General features: G+C 71.7%; 22 protein-coding genes. 16 read left to right on the forward strand and 6 right to left on the reverse strand.

Annotated features, from left to right (window positions below; genetic code table 11):
• Window positions 1-31: 31 nt before the first annotated feature.
• The 4 genes from ACFQE5_RS12850 to ACFQE5_RS12865 form a co-directional block, all read right to left on the reverse strand.
• Entirely contained in the window at window positions 32-742 is a 711-nt protein-coding gene (locus ACFQE5_RS12850) for a type 1 glutamine amidotransferase (protein WP_379585125.1), read from the reverse strand.
• Window positions 739-2019, reverse strand: coding sequence for a MurT ligase domain-containing protein (locus ACFQE5_RS12855; RefSeq protein WP_379585126.1), 1281 nt, complete (start codon window positions 2017-2019; stop codon window positions 739-741). The genes ACFQE5_RS12850 and ACFQE5_RS12855 overlap by 4 nt, the downstream gene beginning before the upstream one ends.
• A 512-nt stretch (window positions 2020-2531) precedes the next feature.
• Window positions 2532-2861 carry a WhiB family transcriptional regulator gene (locus ACFQE5_RS12860; protein WP_379585127.1) on the reverse strand — a complete coding sequence of 110 codons (330 nt, stop codon included), beginning with the start codon at window positions 2859-2861 and terminating at the stop codon, window positions 2532-2534.
• A complete protein-coding gene (locus ACFQE5_RS12865) occupies window positions 2858-3397 on the reverse strand; it encodes a universal stress protein (protein ID WP_379585128.1) in 540 nt (179 codons plus the stop codon). The genes ACFQE5_RS12860 and ACFQE5_RS12865 overlap by 4 nt, the downstream gene beginning before the upstream one ends.
• A gap of 365 nt (window positions 3398-3762) precedes the next feature.
• Between ACFQE5_RS12865 and ACFQE5_RS12870 the strand changes: the two genes are divergently transcribed.
• The 10 genes from ACFQE5_RS12870 to ACFQE5_RS12915 all read left to right on the forward strand — a co-directional run bounded on the left by ACFQE5_RS12870 (window position 3763) and on the right by ACFQE5_RS12915 (window position 12311).
• On the forward strand, window positions 3763-4263 hold the full coding sequence (locus ACFQE5_RS12870) for a GreA/GreB family elongation factor (protein ID WP_379585129.1): 501 nt from the start codon (window positions 3763-3765) through the stop codon (window positions 4261-4263).
• A gap of 200 nt (window positions 4264-4463) precedes the next feature.
• The gene (locus tag ACFQE5_RS12875; protein ID WP_379585130.1) at window positions 4464-4739 is read left to right on the forward strand and encodes a DUF3040 domain-containing protein; all 276 of its coding nucleotides are present in this window, start codon (window positions 4464-4466) and stop codon (window positions 4737-4739) included.
• Window positions 4740-4834: 95 nt separating this feature from the next.
• Window positions 4835-5293, forward strand: coding sequence for a PRC-barrel domain-containing protein (locus ACFQE5_RS12880; RefSeq protein ID WP_379585131.1), 459 nt, complete (start codon window positions 4835-4837; stop codon window positions 5291-5293).
• A 317-nt stretch (window positions 5294-5610) separates the two neighbouring features.
• Window positions 5611-6849 carry a PucR family transcriptional regulator gene (locus tag ACFQE5_RS12885; RefSeq protein ID WP_379585132.1) on the forward strand — a complete coding sequence of 413 codons (1239 nt, stop codon included), beginning with the start codon at window positions 5611-5613 and terminating at the stop codon, window positions 6847-6849.
• A 245-nt stretch (window positions 6850-7094) separates the two neighbouring features.
• Window positions 7095-7577, forward strand: a complete 483-nt coding sequence (locus ACFQE5_RS12890; protein ID WP_379585133.1) for a universal stress protein — start codon at window positions 7095-7097, stop codon at window positions 7575-7577.
• Window positions 7578-7600: 23 nt separating this feature from the next.
• Complete coding sequence (locus ACFQE5_RS12895) at window positions 7601-8794, forward strand: globin domain-containing protein (RefSeq protein ID WP_379585134.1); 1194 nt, start codon at window positions 7601-7603, stop codon at window positions 8792-8794.
• A 129-nt stretch (window positions 8795-8923) separates the two neighbouring features.
• Window positions 8924-9886, forward strand: coding sequence for an ABC transporter ATP-binding protein (locus ACFQE5_RS12900; RefSeq protein ID WP_379585135.1), 963 nt, complete (start codon window positions 8924-8926; stop codon window positions 9884-9886).
• Window positions 9883-10614, forward strand: coding sequence for a hypothetical protein (locus ACFQE5_RS12905; protein WP_379585136.1), 732 nt, complete (start codon window positions 9883-9885; stop codon window positions 10612-10614). The genes ACFQE5_RS12900 and ACFQE5_RS12905 overlap by 4 nt, the downstream gene beginning before the upstream one ends.
• Window positions 10615-10714: 100 nt before the next feature.
• Window positions 10715-11830, forward strand: coding sequence for a VIT1/CCC1 transporter family protein (locus ACFQE5_RS12910; protein ID WP_379585137.1), 1116 nt, complete (start codon window positions 10715-10717; stop codon window positions 11828-11830).
• 319 nt (window positions 11831-12149) lie between these two features.
• Window positions 12150-12311, forward strand: coding sequence for a hypothetical protein (locus ACFQE5_RS12915; protein ID WP_379585138.1), 162 nt, complete (start codon window positions 12150-12152; stop codon window positions 12309-12311).
• Between the two features lie 101 nt (window positions 12312-12412).
• Here ACFQE5_RS12915 and paaK read toward each other — a convergent pair whose 3' ends face one another.
• Both paaK and paaZ read right to left on the reverse strand, forming a co-directional pair.
• Window positions 12413-13765, reverse strand: coding sequence for a phenylacetate--CoA ligase PaaK (gene paaK / locus ACFQE5_RS12920; RefSeq protein ID WP_379585139.1), 1353 nt, complete (start codon window positions 13763-13765; stop codon window positions 12413-12415).
• The gene (gene paaZ, locus ACFQE5_RS12925; RefSeq protein ID WP_379585140.1) at window positions 13765-15807 is read right to left on the reverse strand and encodes a phenylacetic acid degradation bifunctional protein PaaZ; all 2043 of its coding nucleotides are present in this window, start codon (window positions 15805-15807) and stop codon (window positions 13765-13767) included. The genes paaK and paaZ overlap by 1 nt, the downstream gene beginning before the upstream one ends.
• A 144-nt stretch (window positions 15808-15951) precedes the next feature.
• Between paaZ and ACFQE5_RS12930 the strand changes: the two genes are divergently transcribed.
• The 6 genes from ACFQE5_RS12930 (at window position 15952) to paaD (ending at window position 20339) form a co-directional block, all read left to right on the forward strand.
• Window positions 15952-16794, forward strand: a complete 843-nt coding sequence (locus ACFQE5_RS12930; RefSeq protein WP_379585141.1) for an enoyl-CoA hydratase/isomerase family protein — start codon at window positions 15952-15954, stop codon at window positions 16792-16794.
• 70 nt (window positions 16795-16864) lie between these two features.
• Entirely contained in the window at window positions 16865-17488 is a 624-nt protein-coding gene (locus tag ACFQE5_RS12935; protein ID WP_379585223.1) for a TetR/AcrR family transcriptional regulator, read from the forward strand.
• Window positions 17489-17567: 79 nt separating this feature from the next.
• A complete protein-coding gene (paaA, locus tag ACFQE5_RS12940) occupies window positions 17568-18527 on the forward strand; it encodes a 1,2-phenylacetyl-CoA epoxidase subunit PaaA (RefSeq protein ID WP_379585142.1) in 960 nt (319 codons plus the stop codon).
• A gap of 44 nt (window positions 18528-18571) precedes the next feature.
• On the forward strand, window positions 18572-18868 hold the full coding sequence (gene paaB / locus ACFQE5_RS12945; RefSeq protein ID WP_379585224.1) for a 1,2-phenylacetyl-CoA epoxidase subunit PaaB: 297 nt from the start codon (window positions 18572-18574) through the stop codon (window positions 18866-18868).
• A gap of 32 nt (window positions 18869-18900) precedes the next feature.
• Window positions 18901-19845, forward strand: coding sequence for a 1,2-phenylacetyl-CoA epoxidase subunit PaaC (gene paaC / locus ACFQE5_RS12950; protein ID WP_379585225.1), 945 nt, complete (start codon window positions 18901-18903; stop codon window positions 19843-19845).
• Window positions 19839-20339, forward strand: a complete 501-nt coding sequence (gene paaD / locus ACFQE5_RS12955) for a 1,2-phenylacetyl-CoA epoxidase subunit PaaD (RefSeq protein WP_379585143.1) — start codon at window positions 19839-19841, stop codon at window positions 20337-20339. The genes paaC and paaD overlap by 7 nt, the downstream gene beginning before the upstream one ends.
• The last annotated feature ends 1 nt before the right edge of the window (window position 20340 follow it).

The raw sequence follows: 20340 nt of genomic DNA on the forward strand, positions 1-20340 counted from the left end.
GATCACCGGGCCGGCTCGACCATCCTCACAGTCAGGCCAGATAGGTTCGGCGCAGCGCCGGCAGGTCGGGCAGGTCGATCGGCTCCAGGTCCCGGCCCGTGGCCAGCTGCAGGATGTGGTCGGCGAGCAGGGGGTTGCGGGCCAGCACGGGCCCGTGCAGGTAGGTGCCGATGATCCGCCCACTCCAGGCGCCTTCGCCGTGGCCGTGGCGGCCTCTGGTGCCGTTCCCGGTTCCCGACTGGACCACGCCGAGGGGGGACTGGTCAGGTCCGAGGGTGGTCACGCCCTGGTGGTTCTCGAATCCCGTGAGCGTGCCGACACCGGGGAGCAGGCAGGACGACACCACCTCCCCGACCGCGCGGCGCGGGCCGGCGACCGTGCTGAGATCGAGCAAACCCAGGCCCGGATGGTCGTGGCCACTGCGGTCGCGCATCGTGGAGCCGAGGATCTGCAGGCCGGCACAGACGGCCAGGGTGACGGCGCGGCCGGCCATCGCCGCGCGCAGCGTCCGCTGCCGGCCCAGCCAGTCGGCGGCGAACAGCTGCGCGGTGTCCTCACCGCCGCCGATGAGATAGATGTCGCACCCCGCGGGCGGTGTGGTCGTGGCGGTGATCCGGTGGATCTGCGCGGGGATTCCCCGCCATTGGGCCCGCTTGGCGAGGATGACCGCGTTACCGGCGTCGGAGTAGGTTCCGAGGACGTCGGGCAGCAAGACCCCGATCGTCAGCTCGGCGGCGCTCATCGCTGTCCCTCCGCAGCCAGCCGCCTGCGCAGCTGGTGGAAGGCGGTGTAGTTGGCGACGAGATCGACCTTACCCGGCGGCAGCAGCGACAGCCCGGCAAGCGGGTCCGAGGCAGTCTGGTGATCGATCTCGGCGTAGCTGAGCCGGACGCCGAGGTCGGCCGCCCGCTCCCCGGCGGCCACCACCGGTCGCGGGGTGAGCTGCTCGAACGGGACGTCCCACAGCCATGAGGTGTCCCGGCCATCGGCCTCGCGAGCGTTGATGACCACCATCAGCGACCGGGCCTCGTCGAGCAGCCCGATCGTCTCGCTCCAGCCGGCGGGATTCTTCGCCAGCAGCAGACGCAGCTCATGGCCCCGGTACGTGACGACGTCGTAGCGCCCGGCCACGGCCTCGAGTTCGCCCATCGCGTGCGCAGCCCGGCACGGTTCGACTCCCAAGATCGACGCCGCGGCCAGCGCCATCACCGCGTTGCCCAGGTTGAACCGTCCGGGGATGCCGAGCGTGATCGGTATCGTGGCATCGGCGCGGACGGCCGCGCCCCCGGCGGCCCGCCAGGCGGGAACCGGGCGGGTGAGCCCGCAGGCGCACACCCACCGTTCGCCCGTGGCGTCGAGCGCGCGCCCGCACCGCGGGCAGGTCGAGGTGTCGCCCGACCATCCGTTGCCGACCGACACCCACAGCTGGTCGGCCCCCTGCGATGCGGTCCAGACCACCATCGGATCGTCGGTGTTGGCCACCACGGTGGTCTGTGGATGGCGGCTCAGGGCTGCCCCGATCGCGCTCGCGACGGCGCGTACCTCGGTGCCGCGGTCGAGTTGGTCGCGACTGAGGTTGAGCAGGATGATCGCGACCGGGTCGACGGCCTCCGCCACCTTGGCCAGGTGCAGCTCGTCGACCTCGATCACCGCGAACTCGGCCTCCCGGTCGTGGGCCAGCGCGGCCACCGCGCCATCGGCCATGTTGGAACCTGTCGCGTTGTGGGCTACGCGACCTGCCGTGCCGAGCGCTGCGGCCAGCAGGTGGCTGGTGGTGGTCTTGCCGTTGGTTCCCGAGACCAGCACCACCCGGCGCCCGGACGCCAAGCGGGCCAGCGCCGTGGGGTCGAGCGCGAGGGTGACGCGGCCCCCGATGATCGATCCGGCGCCGAGGCCGAGCCTGCGCGACACCCAGGACGCCACGAGGCCCGCGCGCACGGCGAGCTCGGTCCACCGGTCGCGCGCTCGTCGAGCGGCTCCGGGAACTCGCCGTCTGTCCAGTGCCTTCGGCGAGCTCATCTGCTGACCACCGTCCCCCAACCGGCCATGCTTTCCCCCAGCACACTCCACCACACCCCAGGCGAAAATGGTGGACCGAGTGCCGACGGTTACCGAAACTGCGTGGCTCTCGCGCCGGCGGATGATGGCACAGTCGGGCGGTCCCGCGCGGGGTGGGGCCGTAGCCCGAAACGGGGACGCCCATCGCGTCCGAACGGAGCACGGGCCGCCTTGACCATCATCGCCGCAGGGAGTGCCGACTCGCGTGTTCCCGCAAGCCGTTCGGCCTGGGTGCGACGGCGGCAGCACCCGTCCGCCAACCCAGCGTCCAGCCACAGTGGCACGGCGATGGACAGTAGCAAACGCCGGGTAGCGTGCTCGACACCCAGAGTCCGGTCGGGTACTCCCGCGGAGGGCACCGCGCTCGTGCGGACCGGACCAGCACGCGCGGCACCGCGGTCGACCGGATGCGCGCCACGTCACCGGCAACCCGGCGGCCCGGCGCCTTCACCGGGGCTCCAGCTGCGCCGCGGCTAGGCGGCCGGAGCGGTGTTGATAGTGGCTCGCACGACCGCTGCAAGTTCCGCGGAACCCGCCATCTGCCTGCCGTCCAGTTCGCGGATCAGCTCGGCGTGAAGCCGCTGCCGAGCGGCCGGTTCGAGCCCGCCGTAGATCCCGTAGGCCACATCGGTCACCAGCGCCCAGCCGAGGCAGGTCGACTGCACGGGACACGTGCGGCACAGCTCGGTCGTGACTGAAGGGCCGTTCGTCTCGCCCCGGGCGGGAGCGAACGCCATCGGGTCGATCTTCACGCAGTGACCGCGGCGCTGCCAGTCCGTTCGTTCAACACGCACCGTGGTCACGCCCTCTGCAGCTCGGCCGAGGTGTGCGGCGCGGTGTCTCCGGCGGTGGTCCGGTGGCTCTGTTCCCCCGACGGGACGACCACGACGGCACAGCCGGCGCGCGCGACACAGTCGAGTGCGACGGAACCGATCGATCCGGGAGATCGGCTGCCGCGCCGGGTACGGCCGACGACGAGCAGATCGGTGCTCTGGTTGGCGAGCCGGACCAGCTGGGCGCCCGGCTGTCCATCGAGGACGACGATCCGGATGTCGACGTCATCGGCGGCGTCGCCGAGCGCGGAGAACGCCTGGTGCACGCCCTGCATCCGGGGCGGCTCACCGGGTGCGGGCTGCGCTGGGACCGCGCCCTCCGGCTTGTGCTCCTGTATGTCCACCGCGTACAGCACCGACCCGTGTGCCCGCGCGAGCGCGAGAGCCGTGTGCAAGAGCTGGCGATCCTCGCCCGATCCGTCCACACCGACGATCACCCGTCGCTGCACAGCCGAGCTCACCCATCCCTTCCGCCGGGCGTCGGCAGCCGCGAAAGCGCCGCCCATGCCCGTGCCGCCGTCTCCTTGTCCTCCATCTTGACCTCCGGGCGCCGCCTTTCCAGCGGTCGACCCGCGCAGACTTGACGTGCCTCTGATTGCCGACCTGCGGCAACGTCGAATCCACATCCTGTTGTGCCTGTGCCCGGGAGATGCGCGATGTGCCCGGATCGGTGCCCGCCGTTGCCGTTCACCGGCAACGGCGGCAGGCGCCGTTCTGCACCCGGCTTGACAATGACGTAGGCTAGCGCCGAGCACGGTCCTTTCCGTCTGGGCCGTGCTCGTTTGCATCCGGACGGCTACCGCCGTGGCGCTGCGCACACCGGCGCCGGCGGTCAGAATGCACGTCCGGGCTGAGGCGAGGAGAATCGAGGATGACCGAGGCACCGCAAGTCTGGCTGACCCAGGACGCATACGAGCGTCTGAAGGGAGAACTCGCCGAACTCCTCGAGGAGCGCGCCGCACGCAGTTCGGGAAGTGGATCCAACGGAAACAGGGAAGCGGCATCCGACAGCGCCGATGACGCCGTCTACGCCGACCAGCGCGAGCGCGACCAGCGGATCAGGAAACTGCAGGAGATCCTGCAGAACCCGATCGTCGGTCAGGAACCGCCGGACGACGGAGTCGCCGAACCCGGGATGGTGCTCACCGTTCGCTTCGAGGACGAGACCGAGACCGAGACCTTCCTGCTGGCCGACCGGGAGCAGGGAAGCTACGGCGAGATCGAGATCTATTCACCTGACTCTCCGCTCGGCAAGGCATTGACCGGCGCGAAACAGGGCGAGCAGCGGCAGTACGAACTGCCGAACGGCCAGATGATGACGGTGTCCTTGATCCGCGCCGTGCCCTACGGGAGCCATCTGCAGGACTCCTGACCGCCGCCGCCCACGGAGGGAATCCACTCCCAGTTCGGGCCACCGCGATCCGCGTCCAGATTGCCGAACCCAGGCAATCTGGACGCTCTTTCTTGGCTCGCCCCGCCTCCAGCGATCCACGCCGCGTTAGGGCAGTATCGAGGGAGCTTCGAATTCGCTTCTGATTCCGGACGCAGGCCTGCTCGTCTCAGGAGGTGCGCGTGCTGAGTGACCATGAACGGAAGTCGTTGCGTGCGGTCGAGGATCTGCTCATCGCGGACGACCCCGTCTTTGCCGCCTCTTTTCGACGCGCTCAGCAGCGCCTCTCCGGCACCGAGAACATTCGCCTCCTCACCATCGCGACCTGCGTTTCGGTCGGAGCGACTCTGGTGCTGCTCCTGCTGTCGCTTCCCGTGCTTGCGCTGATCACCTCGGGTGCCTCGATGTATTTTTCCTGGCGCCGCGCAGATGCCATTTTCGCTCGGCAGGATCGGTGAGGCCGCCCCGCCTGCCGACCTTTTCGCGAGTCCCGGAGGTGAACCCGGAAGTTCGGGTGCCGGCGACGGATGCCGATCATGGGGTTCCGACGTGCGTGTCGCTCCGGCGACTGCTCGGGTGCGCCGTCGTCGGCGAGCACGGTGCGCATCTCGGGCACGTCCGCGACGTCGTCGTCCATCGATCGCCCGATCCGGCCGCCGCTGTGGTCAGCGGGCTGGTCGCCGATATCGGCGGCGTCCCGTTCTTCGTCTCCGCCCAGGCGGTCGCGGGCTGGCAGGCCGCCCGGGTCCGACTGCGTTCGGCGCCGGTCGAGCGCCGGTTCGTCCCGCGGCCCGACGCGCTGCTGCTCGCCCGTGGCGTGCTCGGCCGGTTGGTCGTGACACCCACATCGCGGCGGCCGACCCGGATCAGGGATCTCACCCTGCGCCGACGCGGGGCGCACTGGGTCGTCTGGGCCGCGGACACCCGTGGCGCGATCGCGCGCCTGCTCAGGGCGCCGTCGCCGGTCGAGTGGAACGCGTTGGTGCAACGACGGCTGCTCGGAACCGAGTGAGTGGACCGGCGCTCGGGCGGCCGGCGGCACCCTGACCGGTCGATCAGGCGGACGGCCTCCGGTAGATCCTCGACCGGCGAGGCCGCGAAAGGCGTGCCATCCCATCCGCCCCAACGTGATCGACGGTGCGCCGGATCGGTCCGTCGGGGGTCCGGCCTGTCGCAGGTGGGTCGGGCGTGGGCGCTGTGTCCCGCCATATTGCCGAACCCTGGCAGTCTGGCTCCGGCGTCGACCGCGACGTCCGGTCCCGCGATGCTGCCGGGTCCTGACAGGTCGCGGCGCCGACGGGACCGGAAGCCGGATCGGGAGTGGCGGGGATGACAGGGGCGGGCGGACAGCGCAGGGCCGAGTGGGCCGAGGAGGCGTGGCTGGCCGAGGTGGCCCAGGATGCGACCCGGGCGGCGGGCGGGGCATCGGTCGAACTGCTGGGCGACTACCTGTCGCTGCTGGCCGAGGCCGCCGCGACCGGGCACCGGCCGCAGCCCCAGGAACTGGAGGCCGTGGGCCTGCTGGGGCGCCGGGCCGCCGAGTCGGGCATGTCCGCGGGCAACGCGGTGCAGCTGTACCTGTCCGCTGCGTGGCGACTGTGGCGGGAACTGCCCTCGGTGGCTCGTTCCGCTGACGGCGAGACGGTCCGGCTCGCCGCCGAGGCGGTGCTGCGTGCGGTGGACCGTGCGGTGGCGAGCCTGGTCGACGGCTACACGGCCGCCCGCAGGGACATGGTGCGGCGGGAGGAGACCCTGCGCCGGGAGCTGATCGAGGACCTGCTGCGCGGTGACGCCGACGTCGGTGGGCTCGTGGAGCGGGCGGAGCCGTTCGGTCTCGACATGGCGCAGCCCCACCAGGTCGCGCTCGCGGCGCCCACCGGCAGGCTGGCGGAGGCCGAGGCCGCGATCGGTTCGCTGGAACGCGCCGCGGTGCAGTGGCTCGGGGATCGGGACGTGCTGATCGCGACCAAGGACGGCTCGATCGTCGTGGTGGCACCGGCCGACCCCAACCGCACGTCCGCAGCTGCGTCCGCGGCCAGCACCGACAACCTCGGCTCCTTCATGCACTCCGAGCTCAGCCGCTCGGCGCGCGGCGGCCCCTGGCGGATCGCCGTCGGAAGGCCGTACCCGGGGTCCTACGGCATCGCCCGCTCCTACGAGGAGGCGCGCGAGGCGTTGACGATGGGGGTTCGGCTGCGCCTGGACACCCCCGTCATCCACGCCGAGGAACTGCTCATCTATCGCGTTCTGCTGCGTGACCAACCCGCGATCGCCGACCTCGTCCAGGCGGTGGTCAGCCCGCTGGCCGCCGCCCGGGGTGGCGCCGAACCGCTGCTGGCGACCCTCGACGCCTACTTCGCGACCGGCTGCGTGGTCACCGAAACCGCGCGCAGGCTGCATCTGTCGGTGCGGGCGGTGACCTACCGGCTCGACCGGATCGCGACGCTGACCGGCTACGACCCCGCCGATCCCGCTCAGCGGTTCACGATCCACGCGGCCGTGCTCGGCGCGCGGCTGCTCGGCTGGCCCCAGCACGACCTGACCGATGTCGGGCGGCGGGGCGGCTGAGCGACGAGGGCCGGCAGGGCGCGGTGCTGGGGCACGCGTCGTTGCCGGGTCTCGGCAGCCTGACGGTGCTGATGTTGTCCGGAGTCGGGCCCTGACCCGGTCGCGGGCCCCCCGGCATCGTGGGCGCGTGTTCGGAGGGTCCTTCGAACCGGGCGTGCGGATCCCGACGGCGCGGTCCGCACGCCACGCGCCGGATACCGGGGCCCGCCGGCCGAGGTGCCCCCGAGAGCTTGCGAGGGATCGCGATGACATCCGCCCGACGCCGCGTGATCGTCGGTGTGACCGGGTCGCTGACCAATCTGCGAGCCCTGCGCATGGCCGTGGACCAAACCAGGCAGCGGGACGCCGTGCTGTACGCGGTCCAGGTGTGGGAGCCGGACAGGACCGAGACCCCGTCGGGGGCCGAGCCGACATCGGGGATCTTCCCCCGGGTCCTGCACGTGCACAAGGCGTTCACCGAGGCGTTGGGCGGCCTGCCACGCGATGTCGACGTGCGCCTGGTCGTCGTCGAAGGCCAGCCCAAGGTCCGGCTGGCGAGGCTCGCGGACAAGGACACCGACCTGCTGGTCGTCGGTGCGTCGACCCGGAGTTGGCGGCGGCTCCGGCTGGGTGACTCGGTGGCCGCCTACTGCACCCGGCACGCGCGCTGCCCGGTGCTGGTCGTCCCCCCGCACGAGATGGCCCGCGAGGCACTCGCCCGCCGTGACGTGGCCTGGTCGCGGTCCTGAACGGTCAGGGATCCGTGACGTAGATGCCTGGGACCCGGCCACCACCTCGTGGCGACCGGCCCGCAGCAACACACCGCCGTCCTCGGCGCGCCCTCGACGTCGATCCGGCGACGGCCACCGCCGTCCGGGAGAGCTGGGCGCTGGTCGAGCCGCGGTTGCCCGAGTTGGCCACGACGTTCTACCGGTTGCTGTTCGAGCACGTCCCGCAGGCACGCACGCTGTTCCCGGGGAACCTGCCGCCGCAGCGCAGCCGGTTGCTGCCCGCCCTCGTCGATGTCCTCCAGCGGGTCGACCGACCCGGCGAGCTGGTCCCGGTCCTGGCGCAGCTCGGCCGCGACCATCGCAAGTTCGGCATCGACGCCGTGCATTACGAGGCCGTCGGCGCGGCGTTGCTCGCCGCCCTCGAGGACCAGCTCGGTGACGCCTGGACGGCCGAGCTCGCCGAGGCGTGGGCGGGGGCCTACTCCGTCGTCTCCCGCACCATGCTCGCCGGGGCGAGAGCCGGGAACGGACCCGCGACCTGGCTGGGCCGGGTGGTCGATCACCACCGGATGGGGTGGGGTCTGGCCCTGATCACCGTGCAGACGCTCGAACCGATGCCGTACCGGGCGGGCCAGTACCTGTCCGTCGAGACCCCGCAGCGGCCGCGGTCGTGGCGCTACCTGTCACCGGCGAACCCGCCCCGGCCGGACGGGCTGTTGCAGTTCCACGTGCGGGCCGTGGCGGGCGGCCTGGTCAGCCCCGCGATGGTGGCGCACACGCGGGTCGATGACGTCTGGCGGCTCGGGACACCGATGGGCGGGCTGCACCTCGGTGTCGAGTCGGGACGCGACCTGCTCCTGGTCGCGGGCGGTACGGGCGTCGCACCGATCAAGGCGATCGTGAACCAGCTGGCGGCCCAGGGCGGACCGTGCCGGACCCACGTCTTCGTCGGGGGCCGGACCTGGAACGACCTCTATGCGGTTCCGGGGCTGACCGCCCTCGCCCACCGCAGCCCGTGGCTCGACGTCGTCGCGGCCGTCGAGCAGAACGCCGGGGAGGCCGAGCACGGTCCGGTCGGTGATGTCGTCATCCGGCACGGTCCGTGGACCGACCACGATGTGCTCGTCGCCGGCCCGCCGGCCATGATCCGGGCCACCTCGACCGCTCTGGTCGCGGCGGGAACCCACCCCGCTCGCATCCGGCACGACCCGCTGCTCAGCGCCTACGCCGGATAGCCTCCGGGGTCGCGCACCCCGTACCCCCAGGGAGCCCCGAGGTCGATTCAGGGTCGAGCCCCGATCCCGTCATCCCATCGATGGGACATCCTTCGTCGAGACAGCGAAACCGGACGAAGGGAACGGCCCGTGATCGAGGCCAGCGATCTGACCAAACGCTACGGCTCCACAGTGGCGGTGCAGGATCTGTCCTTTGTCGTCAAGCCGGGCCAGGTCACCGGGTTCCTCGGGCCCAACGGCGCCGGGAAGTCGACCACGATGCGGATGATCCTCGGGCTCGACCGGCCGACGGCAGGCCAGGTGCTGATCGACGGTCGTCGCTACTGCGATCTCGAGCATCCGTTGCGCACGGTGGGGGCACTACTGGATGCCCGCTGGGTACATCCGAACCGCTCGGCCCGCGCGCATCTGCGCTGGCTGGCCCGATCCAACAGGCTGCCGCGGTCCAGGGTGGACGAGGTCCTCGAACTGGTCGGGCTGACCTCGGTCGCCGACAAGCGGGCCGGTGGCTTCTCGCTGGGTATGTCCCAACGGCTCGGCATCGCCGGAGCGCTGCTCGGCGACCCGCAGGTGCTGCTGTTCGACGAGCCGGTCAACGGCCTCGACCCGGAGGGCATCCTCTGGATCCGGAAGCTGATGCAGGGGCTCGCCGCGCAGGGGCGGACCGTGCTGGTCTCCAGCCATCTGTTGTCGGAGATGGCCCTGACCGCGAGTGAGCTGGTGGTGATCGGGCGCGGCAGGCTGATCGCGCAGGCGTCCACCGCCGAGTTCGTCGAGATGGCGGCCGGGCAGTCGGTTCTCGTTCGCAGTCCGCAGGCCGCCCGGCTCAGCGCGCTGCTGACCGCGAACGGGGCGAGCGTCGTGGCCGATCCCGGTGACGGCCCACCCGGGATGCTCGTCACCGGCGTCACCGCTGAGCAGATCGGTGACACCGCCGCCGCGAACGGCATCGCGCTGCATGAGCTCTCGCCTCGGCGCGGCTCGCTGGAGGAGGCCTTCATGCAGATCACCGGCGACGAAACCGAGTACACATCGGGTTCCGGGAACGCCCGGCACCGCGCCGAGGACAACCCCGTGGGAGTGACGTCATGAGCACCTTGGCCGTCGAGCGCATCAAGCTCACCTCGACCCGTTCGCCGTGGTGGTGCACCGTGCTGGCGTTGGGCGCCACCGCGGGAATCGCCGCGCTCTTCGCGGGGCTCGCGCCCGATGACATCGAGCTGGACGTGGCGGCCACCCAGATGGGCCTCCAGTTCGGAATGATGATCATGATGGTGATGGCCGCGCTGGCCGTGACCACGGAGTACCGGTTCGGCACGATCCGGACCACGTTCCTGGCCGTCCCGTCCCGACCCCAGGCGCTGCTGGCCAAGACCGCTGTGGTCGGCCTGGTCGCCGGGGTCGTCGGGCTGGCCGCCGCGTTTCTGAGCTGGGGTGTCGCGGTACTGCTGCGGCCATCGGTCGACCTCGGTCTGCACACCGCGGCCGACTGGCGGACGGTGGCGGGATCCGGGCTCACCTACCTGTTCGCCGCGGTGCTCGCCGTCGGGCTCGGCATCCTGGTGCGCCAGAGCGCCGCCGCGGTGGCGATCCTGCTCGTGTGGCCGCTCCTGCTGGAGCAGCTGGTGATGCTGATCCCGAACGTCGGACTGGACATCCAGCACTGGCTGCCGTTCACCGCCGCCGACCGGTTCGTCTCGATGACCGAGGCGGTGCCCCAGATCCCCTACGGGCCGTGGGGTGCGTTCGCCTACTTCGCGGCGGTCTCCGTGGCGGTGCTGGTCGTGGGGATCGTGGTCGCCCAGCGGCGCGACGCCTGAACGTTCATGGTTTCGCGGTGGGCGGCGCGAAAGCCAACGCCGCACCCCCGACGAGCGCCAGAACCGCCCGAGCCCGGGAGGGTAGCTGGATAATGTGACCATGACGAGTGACGCCGATCTGCGCCGGTATCGGCGAAACCACCAGGACGAGATCGATGGCGCAGCGCTGTACCGGGCGATGGCGGAGGCGGAGGAGAGCCCGGAGCTGGCCCAGGTGTACCGCAACCTCGCCGATGTCGAGGAGCGGCACGCCCGCTTCTGGGCCGAGCGGCTGGCCCGCGCCGGCCGGCCCGTCCGTGACGATCGCCCGACGCCGCGGACCCGGCTGCTGATCTGGCTGGCCGGCCGGTTCGGCGCCGGGATTCTGGTGCCGACGGTGACCCGGTCCGAGGTCGCCGGCCGCGCGATGTACGACGATCAGCCGGAGGCCGCGAAGACGTCGATGCGGCGTGACGAGCGCTCGCACGCCTTCCTGCTCGGGCAGATTCGCGGCGGCGTTCCGGGGCCGGCGCTGGCCCGCTTCGAGGGCCGTCACCGGACCCCGGGCGGCAACGCCCTTCGCGCCGCGGTGCTGGGGGCCAACGACGGCCTGCTGTCCAACCTGAGCCTCGTCGTCGGGGTCGCGGGCAGCGGGGTCGCGGCCAGCACCGTCATGATCACCGGTCTGGCCGGGCTGCTTGCCGGGGCGTTCTCGATGGCACTGGGGGAGTGGGTCTCGGTGCAGAGCTCGCGGGAGCTGGTCGAACGACAGCTCGAGCTGGAGGCCGACGAGATCGCCTCGCTCCCCGAGGAGGAGATCGAGGAGCTGCGGTTGATCTACCAGGCTCGCGGGCTGCCCGAGGAGGAGGCGTACTCGGTCGCCAAACAGGTGATGGACGATCCCGACATCGCCCTCGACACGCTGGCGCGCGAGGAGCTCGGCATCGACCCCGACGAACGCGGCGGCAACCCGTGGACGGCGGCGCTGACATCGTTCGGGCTGTTCGCCATCGGGGCCGTCATACCGGTGCTGCCCTTCTTCTGGCTGGGTACCTGGCCGGGGGTGCTGGTCAGCGCGGCGGCCGGGGCGGTCGGGCTGTTCGCCCTCGGCGCGGCGACGACCCTGTTCACCGGGCGCGGGATGCTGCGGTCCGGGCTGCGCCAAACGGCGCTCGGGCTGATCGCCGCGGCGGCCACCTACGGCCTCGGGACGCTGCTCGGAGTGGCTGTGGGCTGATGCCCGAGGACCGGCGACCGATGTCGCCCACCCGCATGTCCACCAGCGCTGCCGGCAGCGCCGTGCGTATCCCGCGGAATGCCGACCGGATGGTCCGGGCAGATGTCCGCGCAGATGACCTTGCGGATGCAAGCGGTGCGGGGGAAACTCACCTGGAGCCGGGGACCGCTCCCCCCGAACCCCGACGCTCCCCGTTCGTCCACCCCGTGCAGTAGGAAGGGCCGTGGCCAGAGCTGAGCGAGAGCGACCCGAACCGCTCGGGTCGCCGGTACCCGAGACGGTGTCGGTCCGGTGTTGTATCGACGACCGATCCCATGAGGTGCCTGATTCCGAACTGGTCGTCGGCTCCGGGTACTACCGCGCGCTGTGCGGGCACATGATCGCCGCTGCGTCCATGGCCTCCCCCGACGGCGCACCTTGCCCCGACTGCTCGCAGCTGCGCGGTCCGGCCCAGAAGCAGCGCACCCGCACCGGGCGCTGAGGCGTCCGGAGCCCGCCGCGACGCATTCGGCGCCGCTCCAGATCGTGTGCCCGGCGCCGGTCACCGCCCAGTGCCCGAGTCACCGCAGGTCCCCGGGGGTGCTACGTCGTCCGCAGGTCCTTGAGCCGCTGCAGCTTGCCCACCGATCGTTCGAGAGTCTCAGGGTCGACGATCTCGCACTGAACGCTGACCCCGATCGTCTCCTTGACACCCGTGACCAGCTCCATGGCCGCCGCGGTGCGGCGCTCGGGCGGGCAGTCGGGCCGGGACTCGACGCGGACGGTGAGCGCGTCCATCCGGCCTTGTGTGCTGAGCACGAGCTGGAAATGCGGGGCGAGCCCGGGGGTGCGCAGCACGATCTCCTCGATCTGGGTGGGGAACAGGTTCACCCCACGCAGGATGATCATGTCGTCGCTCCGGCCGGTGATCTTCTGCATCCGGCGCATCCCCGGCCGCGCGGTGCCCGGCAGCAGCCGGGTGAGGTCGCGCGTGTGGTACCGGATGATGGGCAGCGCCTCCTTGGTCAGCGAGGTGAACAGCAGCTCGCCCTCCGCGCCGTCGCGCAGTGGCACGCCGTCGATCGGGTCGACCACCTCGGGATAGAAGTGGTCTTCCCAGATGTGCAGCCCGTCCTTGCTCTCCACGCACTCCTGGGACACGCCCGGGCCCATCACCTCGGAGAGGCCATAGATGTCGACCGCGTGCATGTCCATCCGCTCCTCGATCTCGGTGCGCATCTGCTCGGTCCACGGCTCCGCGCCGAAGATGCCGATCCGCAGCGACGAAGCAGCGGGGTCGAGACCCTGCTTCTCGAACTCGTCGATGATCGTGAGCATGTAGGACGGCGTCACCATGATGATGTCGGGACGGAAGTCGTTGATGAGCTGGACCTGCCGCGGCGTCATTCCGCCCGAGACCGGGATGACGGTGCAGCCGAGCGTCTCGGCGCCGTAGTGGGCGCCCAGCCCGCCGGTGAACAGGCCGTAGCCATAGGCCACGTGCACCGTGTGCTCGGCCCGTCCGCCCGCGGCCCGGATGGAGCGGGCCACCAGCGCGGACCAGTTCCGGAGGTCCTGCTCGGTGTAGCCGACGACCGTGGGGCGGCCGGTCGTGCCGGACGAGGCGTGGATGCGCCGGATCCGGTCCGGCGGCACGGCGAACATGCCGAACGGGTAGTTGTCGCGCAGGTCGGCCTTCGAGGTCGTGGGGAACTTCGCCACGTCGGCGAGCTCGCGACAGTCGTCGGGATGCACTCCGTGGGCGTCGAAGCTCTGCCGGTAGAAGGGCACGTTCTCGTAGGCGTGCCGCAGGGTCCACCGCAGTCGCTGTAGTTGCAGTGCGCGAATCTCGTCGATCGACATCCGCTCGGCCGGGTCCAGCAGGTCCGCCTCGGGCGCCTCGCCCAGCCTGCGGCTGGTCGGAGGGCCGCTCGACGCCATCGTCGGAGTCGTCATCAGGCCTCCTTCTTCGCCACCAGGGTCAGTACGTCGTAGCGGGCGACGGACTCGCCGTCCTGGCGGGTCACGTCGGCGTCCCAGCGAACCTCGCCGTAGCCCGCGGTGTCGCGGGGGGTGAGCTGCTTGCAGGTCAGCGTCACGGTCAGCTCGTCGCCGAACTTGACGGGGGTGAGGAACCGCAGGTTGTCCACGCCGAAGTTGGCCAGCACCGGACCCGGGTCGGGGTCGACGAACAGGCCGGCGGCCAGCGAGACGACCAGGTAGCCGTGCGCGACCCGCTCGCCGAACAGCGGGTTGGCCGCGGCGGCCCGCTCGTCCATGTGGGCGTAGAAGGTGTCGCCGGTGAACTCGGCGAAGTGCTCCACGTCCTCCTGGGTGACGGTGCGTGGCCCCGCGACGATCGTGTCGCCGATCCGCAGCTGCTCGAGGTGTTTGCGGAACGGGTGGACCCCCTCGGTCTCCAGGGTCTCGTGCCGTTGCGAGCCCGGCACCCACCGGCCGGTGATCGCGGTGAGGGTATCGGGATCGGCCTGGACCGCCGTGCGCTGCATGTGGTGCAGCACTCCGCGGATGCCGCCCATCTCCTCGCCGCCGCCCGCGCGGCCGGGGCCGCCGTGGACCAGCGCCGGGAGCGGCGAGCCATGGCCCGTCGACTCCTTGCCGTCGCGCTCGTTGAGCACCAGCAGCCGCCCGTGCCACGGAGCGACACCGAGCACGATCGTTCGCGCGAACGCCGGATCCGCGGTGACCACCGAGCCGGTCAGGCTTCCCTGGCCGCGGGCCGCCAGCTCGATCACGTGCGCGGCGTCGTGGTACGGCAGGACGGTCGAGACCGGCCCGAACGCCTCGACCTGGTGCGGCTCGGCGCGGTCGGGGTCGGAGACCAGCAGGATCGGGGCGACGAACGCGCCCCGCTCGGGGTCGGCGTCGACCACCTCGACGCGCTCCGGGTCGCCGAGGACGATGCGACCGGCCTCGGCCAGTGCCTTGACGCTGCGCCGGACCTCCTCGCGCTGCTCGAGGCTGGCCAGCGCGCCCATCCGCACCCCCTCGGTCAACGGGTTGCCGACGGTCGTCCTGGCCAGGCGCGCCGACACGGCGTCGACCACCGCGTCGAGCTGCCGCTCGGGGACGAACGCGCGGCGGATGGCGGTGCACTTCTGCCCGGCCTTGACCGTCATCTCGGCTACGAGCTGCGCGACGTAGAGGTCGAACTCGGGTGTGCCCGGGGTGGCGTCTGGGCCGAGGATCGACAGGTTCAGTGAGTCGGCCTCGGCGGTGAAGCGCACGGCCCGGTTGACGATCACCGGGTGGGTGCGCAGCCTGGCCGCGGTGGACGCCGAGCCGGTGAACGCGACCGTGTCCTGCTCGGTGAGGTGGTCGAACAGGTCGCCGACCCCGCCCGCGACGAACTGCATCGTCCCCTCGGGCAGCAGCCCGGACGCCACGATCAGCTCGATGAGCTTGGCGGTGAGGAAGGCGGTCGGGCTCGCCGGCTTGATCAGGCTCGGGACGCCGGCCAGGAACGCGGGGGCGAGTTTCTCCAGCGGCCCCCACACCGGGAAGTTGAAGGCGTTGATCTGAACGGCAACCCCGCGCAGCGAGGTGCAGATGTGCTGGCCGACGAACGTGCCGCCCCTGCCGAGCGGCTCGACGGCGCCGTCGACGTAGACCGTGTCGTTGGGCAGCTCTCGGCGGCCTTTCGAGGCGTACGCCAACAGCACCCCGATGCCGCCGTCGACGTCGAACCGGGAGTCGAACGGCGTGGCGCCGGTCTGTGCGGAGACGGCGTAGAGCTCCTCGCGATGCTCGCGAAGGTACTGGCCGAGCGCCTTGAGCAGCGCCGCGCGCTGGTGAAAGGTCAGCTCTCGCAGCGCGGGCCCGCCCACCCGGCGGCCGTGCTCGAGGGCGGCCGCGAAGTCGATGCCGGTGGAGGACAGCCGGGCGACCTCCGTGCCGGTCACCGCGTCGTGCAGCGCTCTGCCCTCGTCCGGCGCGGTGTGCCAGCTTCCCTGCACATAGCTGCGTAGCTTGGTCATCCCGTCTCCCCTCCGGCGTGGCCGCGGCATCTCCGCGCCTGAGCCCGCGGAGCGCGGCCGGTCCGCGCCGGTGTCGCGCCTGACGTGCCGAGTTCTCCCTGCGGCGAACGATCGTTCGGTTGTTCGGTACGCTAGCATGTCCCGGTGACCCAGGACAGAGCCGAATCCGGGAACGCGACCCGGCAGGCCGCCGGTGACGCGGTGCTGGTCGAGAAGGACACGATGGTTCCCGCGGTCGCGGTGCTGACGCTGAACCGTCCGGCCCGGCACAACGCGCTGACGCTGGAGATGAAGCAGGCGCTGGTGGCCGCCGTGGAGCAGGTCGCCACCGACCCGGCGGTGCGGGCGGTGGTGCTCGCCGGATCGGGGAAGGCGTTCTGCGTGGGGCAGGATCTCGGCGAGCACGCCGAGACGCTGCGTGCCGGGGGCGGTCCGTCGTTCGACACCGTCGAACAGCACTACAACCCGATCGTCCGCGGGTTGACCGGGATGCCCAAACCGGTCGTCGCGGCGATCAACGGCACCTGCGTCGGGGCCGGGCTCGGTTTCGCGCTGGCCTGTGACCTTCGGGTGGCGGCGGAGAACGCCGTGTTCGCGACGGCGTTCGCGGCCATCGGCCTGACGGCCGACTCGGGCCTGTCGGCGTCCCTGGTGCATTCGCTCGGCGCCGCGCGAGCGCTGGAACTGCTGCTGCTCGGTGACTCCTTCACCGCCGAGCAGGCCGCCGCCTGGGGTCTGGTGCGCACCGTCGTGCCCGCGGACCAGGTGCTCGACTCGGCCCTCGACCTGGCGCGCAAGCTGGCCGCGGGGCCCACCGCGGCGTACGCGGAGATCAAGAAGGCGGTCGCGATCGGCGCCGTGTCCCCGCTGGAGGAGACGCTCGCCGCCGAGGGTGCCGCCCAGGCCCGCCTCGGGCGGACCCGCGACCACGCCGGCGCCGTCGAGGCGTTCCTGACCAAGCAACGGCCGACGTTCGAGGGTGCATGAGTCCCGCCGGCCCACGCGTTCCCGTGGAGGCTGTGTGAGTGCCGACGCTGCGCGCGGAACCGTGCCGCAGATGGATCCGGCCCGGCCGCGGAGCCGCCGGGCGCGGGGCCAGGCGGGGGCACGGCGCCCGGTCTACGACGCTGCCTCCCTGCTGGCGGTCGCGGTCGCCGAGTTCAACACCCGCGGCTACGACGCCACCTCCATGGAGGACCTCTCGCGCGCCGCGGGCATCACGAAGTCGTCGTTCTATCACCATGTCAGCGGCAAGGAGGACCTGCTGCGCGCGGCGCTCGAACGCGCCCTCGACGGGCTGTTCGCCATCCTTCAGGAGCGGCATGCCCGGTCGGGGCGGCCGGTCGACCGGCTGCGCTACATCGTGCGCCGCCAGGTCGAGGTGCTGCAGGCGGAGCTGCCGTACGTGACGTTGCTGCTGCGGGTGCGCGGCAACACCGCGACCGAGCGCTGGGCCCTGGAGCGGCGGCGCAGCTTCGACGCCACGATCGCCGAGCTGGTCCGGGAGGCCGCCGCCGCGGGGCAGGTCCGTGCCGATGTCGATTCTGCGGTCGCGGCCAGGTTGTTGTCCGGCACCGTCAACTCGATCGTCGAGTGGTACCGCCCGGGTCGTCCCGGCGCCGGGGAGCTACCGGAGGACGTCGTGCGCACCGTGTTCGAGGGTGTTCTGCCGAGGGGCTGATCGTTCGACGCTTCGCCTTGCAGGCGGCGGCGCGGTGCGTCATCATGAGACGAACGAACATTCGGTTTAGGAGGCGGGCGTGACCGCTACCGAGCAGGAGCTCTCCGCGGCCTTCGAGCAGACGATCGCGGCGGACCAGCGCATCGAACCGCGGGACTGGATGCCGCAGGCGTACCGCAGGACGTTGATCCGCCAGATCGCCCAGCACGCGCATTCGGAGATCATCGGCATGCAGCCGGAGGGCAACTGGATCCTTCGGGCGCCGAGCCTGCGCCGCAAGGCGATCCTGCTGGCCAAGGTGCAGGACGAGGCGGGCCACGGGATGTACCTCTACGCCGCGGCCGAGACGCTCGGCGTGGATCGTGCGGAGCTCACCGAGAAGCTCATCGCGAACCAGCAGAAGTACTCCTCGATCTTCAACTACCCGACGTTGTCCTACGCGGACGTCGGGGTGATCGGCTGGCTGGTCGACGGCGCGGCGATCTGCAACCAGGTGCCACTGTGCCGGTGCTCCTACGGGCCGTACGCGCGGGCCATGATCCGCATCTGCAAGGAGGAGTCGTTCCACCAGCGGCAAGGCTATGAGCTGCTGCTGGCCATGGTGCGCGGCACCGAGGCGCAGCGCGAGATGGTGCAGGAGTCGACGAACCGGTTCTGGTGGCCGTCGCTGATGATGTTCGGGCCGCCCGACGCCGACTCACCCAACACCCGGCAGTCCATGGCCTGGCGGATCAAGCGGCACACCAACGACGAGCTGCGCCAGCGGTTCGTCGACATGACCGTCCCGCAGGCCGAGGCGTTGGGTGTCACCCTGCCCGACCCGGATCTGCGCTGGAACGAGGAACGGGGTCACTACGACTTCGGCGAACCGGACTGGGACGAGTTCAAGGCCGTGATCTCCGGCTCCGGACCGTGTAACGCCCAGCGGCTCGCGCACCGTCGGCGGGCGCACGAGAACGGGACGTGGGTGCGCGAAGCGGCGCAGGCGTACGCGGACAAGCAGGCGGCCGCAGCGACGGGCAGTGAGGTGGCGGCGTGATTCCCGACGACTCCGCGGGCGAGACCGGCCCCGAGCAGGCCCCGGTGCAGGACGCGCGGCGTGGTGGCTGGCCGCTGTACGAGGTGTTCGTGCGCGGCAAGCGCGGGCTCAACCACGTGCACGTCGGGTCGCTGCACGCCGCCGACGCGGAGATGGCCCTGCACAACGCGCGCGACCTCTACACCCGGCGCAACGAGGGCGTCTCGATCTGGGTGGTGCGAGCCGAGGACATCACGGCGTCGAGCCCGGCGGAGAAGGACCCGTTCTTCGCCCCGTCCGGCGACAAGGTCTACCGGCATCCGACCTTCTACGCGATCCCGGAGGAGGTGCCACACCTGTGAACGAGCGGGCGAGCGGACCCTCCACGCCCGGCCTGCACCACACCGAGGTCGCGGAGCACGACGTCACCAACGCCTACCGGTCGCTCGCCGACACCGTCGCGCACGACGACCCGCGCTGGGCGTTCGGTTCGGGCGTGGCGGACGTCCAGGCCGAGATCACCGCACCGATCCCGGACGGCGTCGACGCCGCCGACCTTGCCGAGTACTGCCTGATGCTCGGCGACGACGCGCTGGTGTGCGCGCAACGACTGTCGGAATGGGTGAGCAACGCGCCGGAGCTGGAGGAGGAGGTCGCGCTCGCCAACATCGCGCTGGACCTGCTCGGTCAGGCCCGGGTGCTGCTGGCCCGCGCGGGCCACGTCGAGGGCCTGGGCTCGGCGGCCGGCTGGGCCGGGCGCGGCCGCGACGAGGACGCCCTCGCCTACCAGCGGGCGGAGTCGGACTTCCGCAACGTCGCGCTGGCCGAGCTGCCCGACGATCTGGACTTCGGCCGCGCGATCGCCCGGCTGCTGTTGTTCGCGACCTGGCGGCTGGCGCTGCTGCACCGGCTGCTCGGCTCGCGCGATCCGGTGGTCGCGGCGGTCGCGGGCAAAGGCGTCAAGGAGATGGCCTACCACCGCGACTACGCCGGGCGGTGGACCCTGCGCCTCGGCGATGGCACCGCGGAGTCGCACCGGCGGATGCAGGCCGCGCTCGAGGCGGTGTGGCCGCACTTCGAGGAGCTGTTCCGAGCCTCGGACGTGGAGCGGCGGCTCGCCGAATCCGGCGTCGCCGTCGATCCCGCCGAGATCCGGGCCGAGGTCGACGCGGTGCTGGACGAGGTGCTGGCCCGCGCGACGCTCGCCCGCCCGCAGGTCCCGCCCGCCGGGACGATCGGCGGGCGCGGCGGCCGGCAGGGGCTGCACACCGAGTACCTGGGCCATCTGCTGGCCGAGATGCAGAGCCTGGCCCGCCAACACCCGGGGGTGACGTGGTGACGTGCTCGCGAGCGCGCGACGCCGTGGCGAGCGTGGCCGATCCGGAGATGCCGATGCTCACCCTGACGGATCTCGGGGTGGTGCGCGGGATCGAGGTGGCCCACGACGCGGTCACCGTCACGATCACGCCGACCTACTCGGGTTGCCCGGCGGTCGAGGTGATGCGCGAGGACCTGCGCGCCGCGCTGCGCGCGGCCGGGTTCGCGCGGGTCGAGGTGCGCACCGTGTTCGCGCCGCCGTGGAGCACCGACTGGATCTCCGAGGAAGGGCGCCGGAAGCTGGCCGACAACGGGATCGCCCCGCCGGAGCGCGTCGGCTCGCCCCGCCCGGGGCCGGTGCCGCTGACCCTGACCGTGCCCTCGGCGACGGTGCGCTGCCCGCGTTGCGGTTCGCCGGCCACCGAGGAGCTCTCCCGGTTCGGGCCGACGGCATGTACCGCGCTGCGGCGATGCACCGCCTGTCGCGAGCCGTTCGAGCACATGAAGGAGCTGTGAC

This window comes from Pseudonocardia hispaniensis, assembly GCF_042658695.1.
Lineage (GTDB): Bacteria > Actinomycetota > Actinomycetes > Mycobacteriales > Pseudonocardiaceae > Pseudonocardia > Pseudonocardia hispaniensis.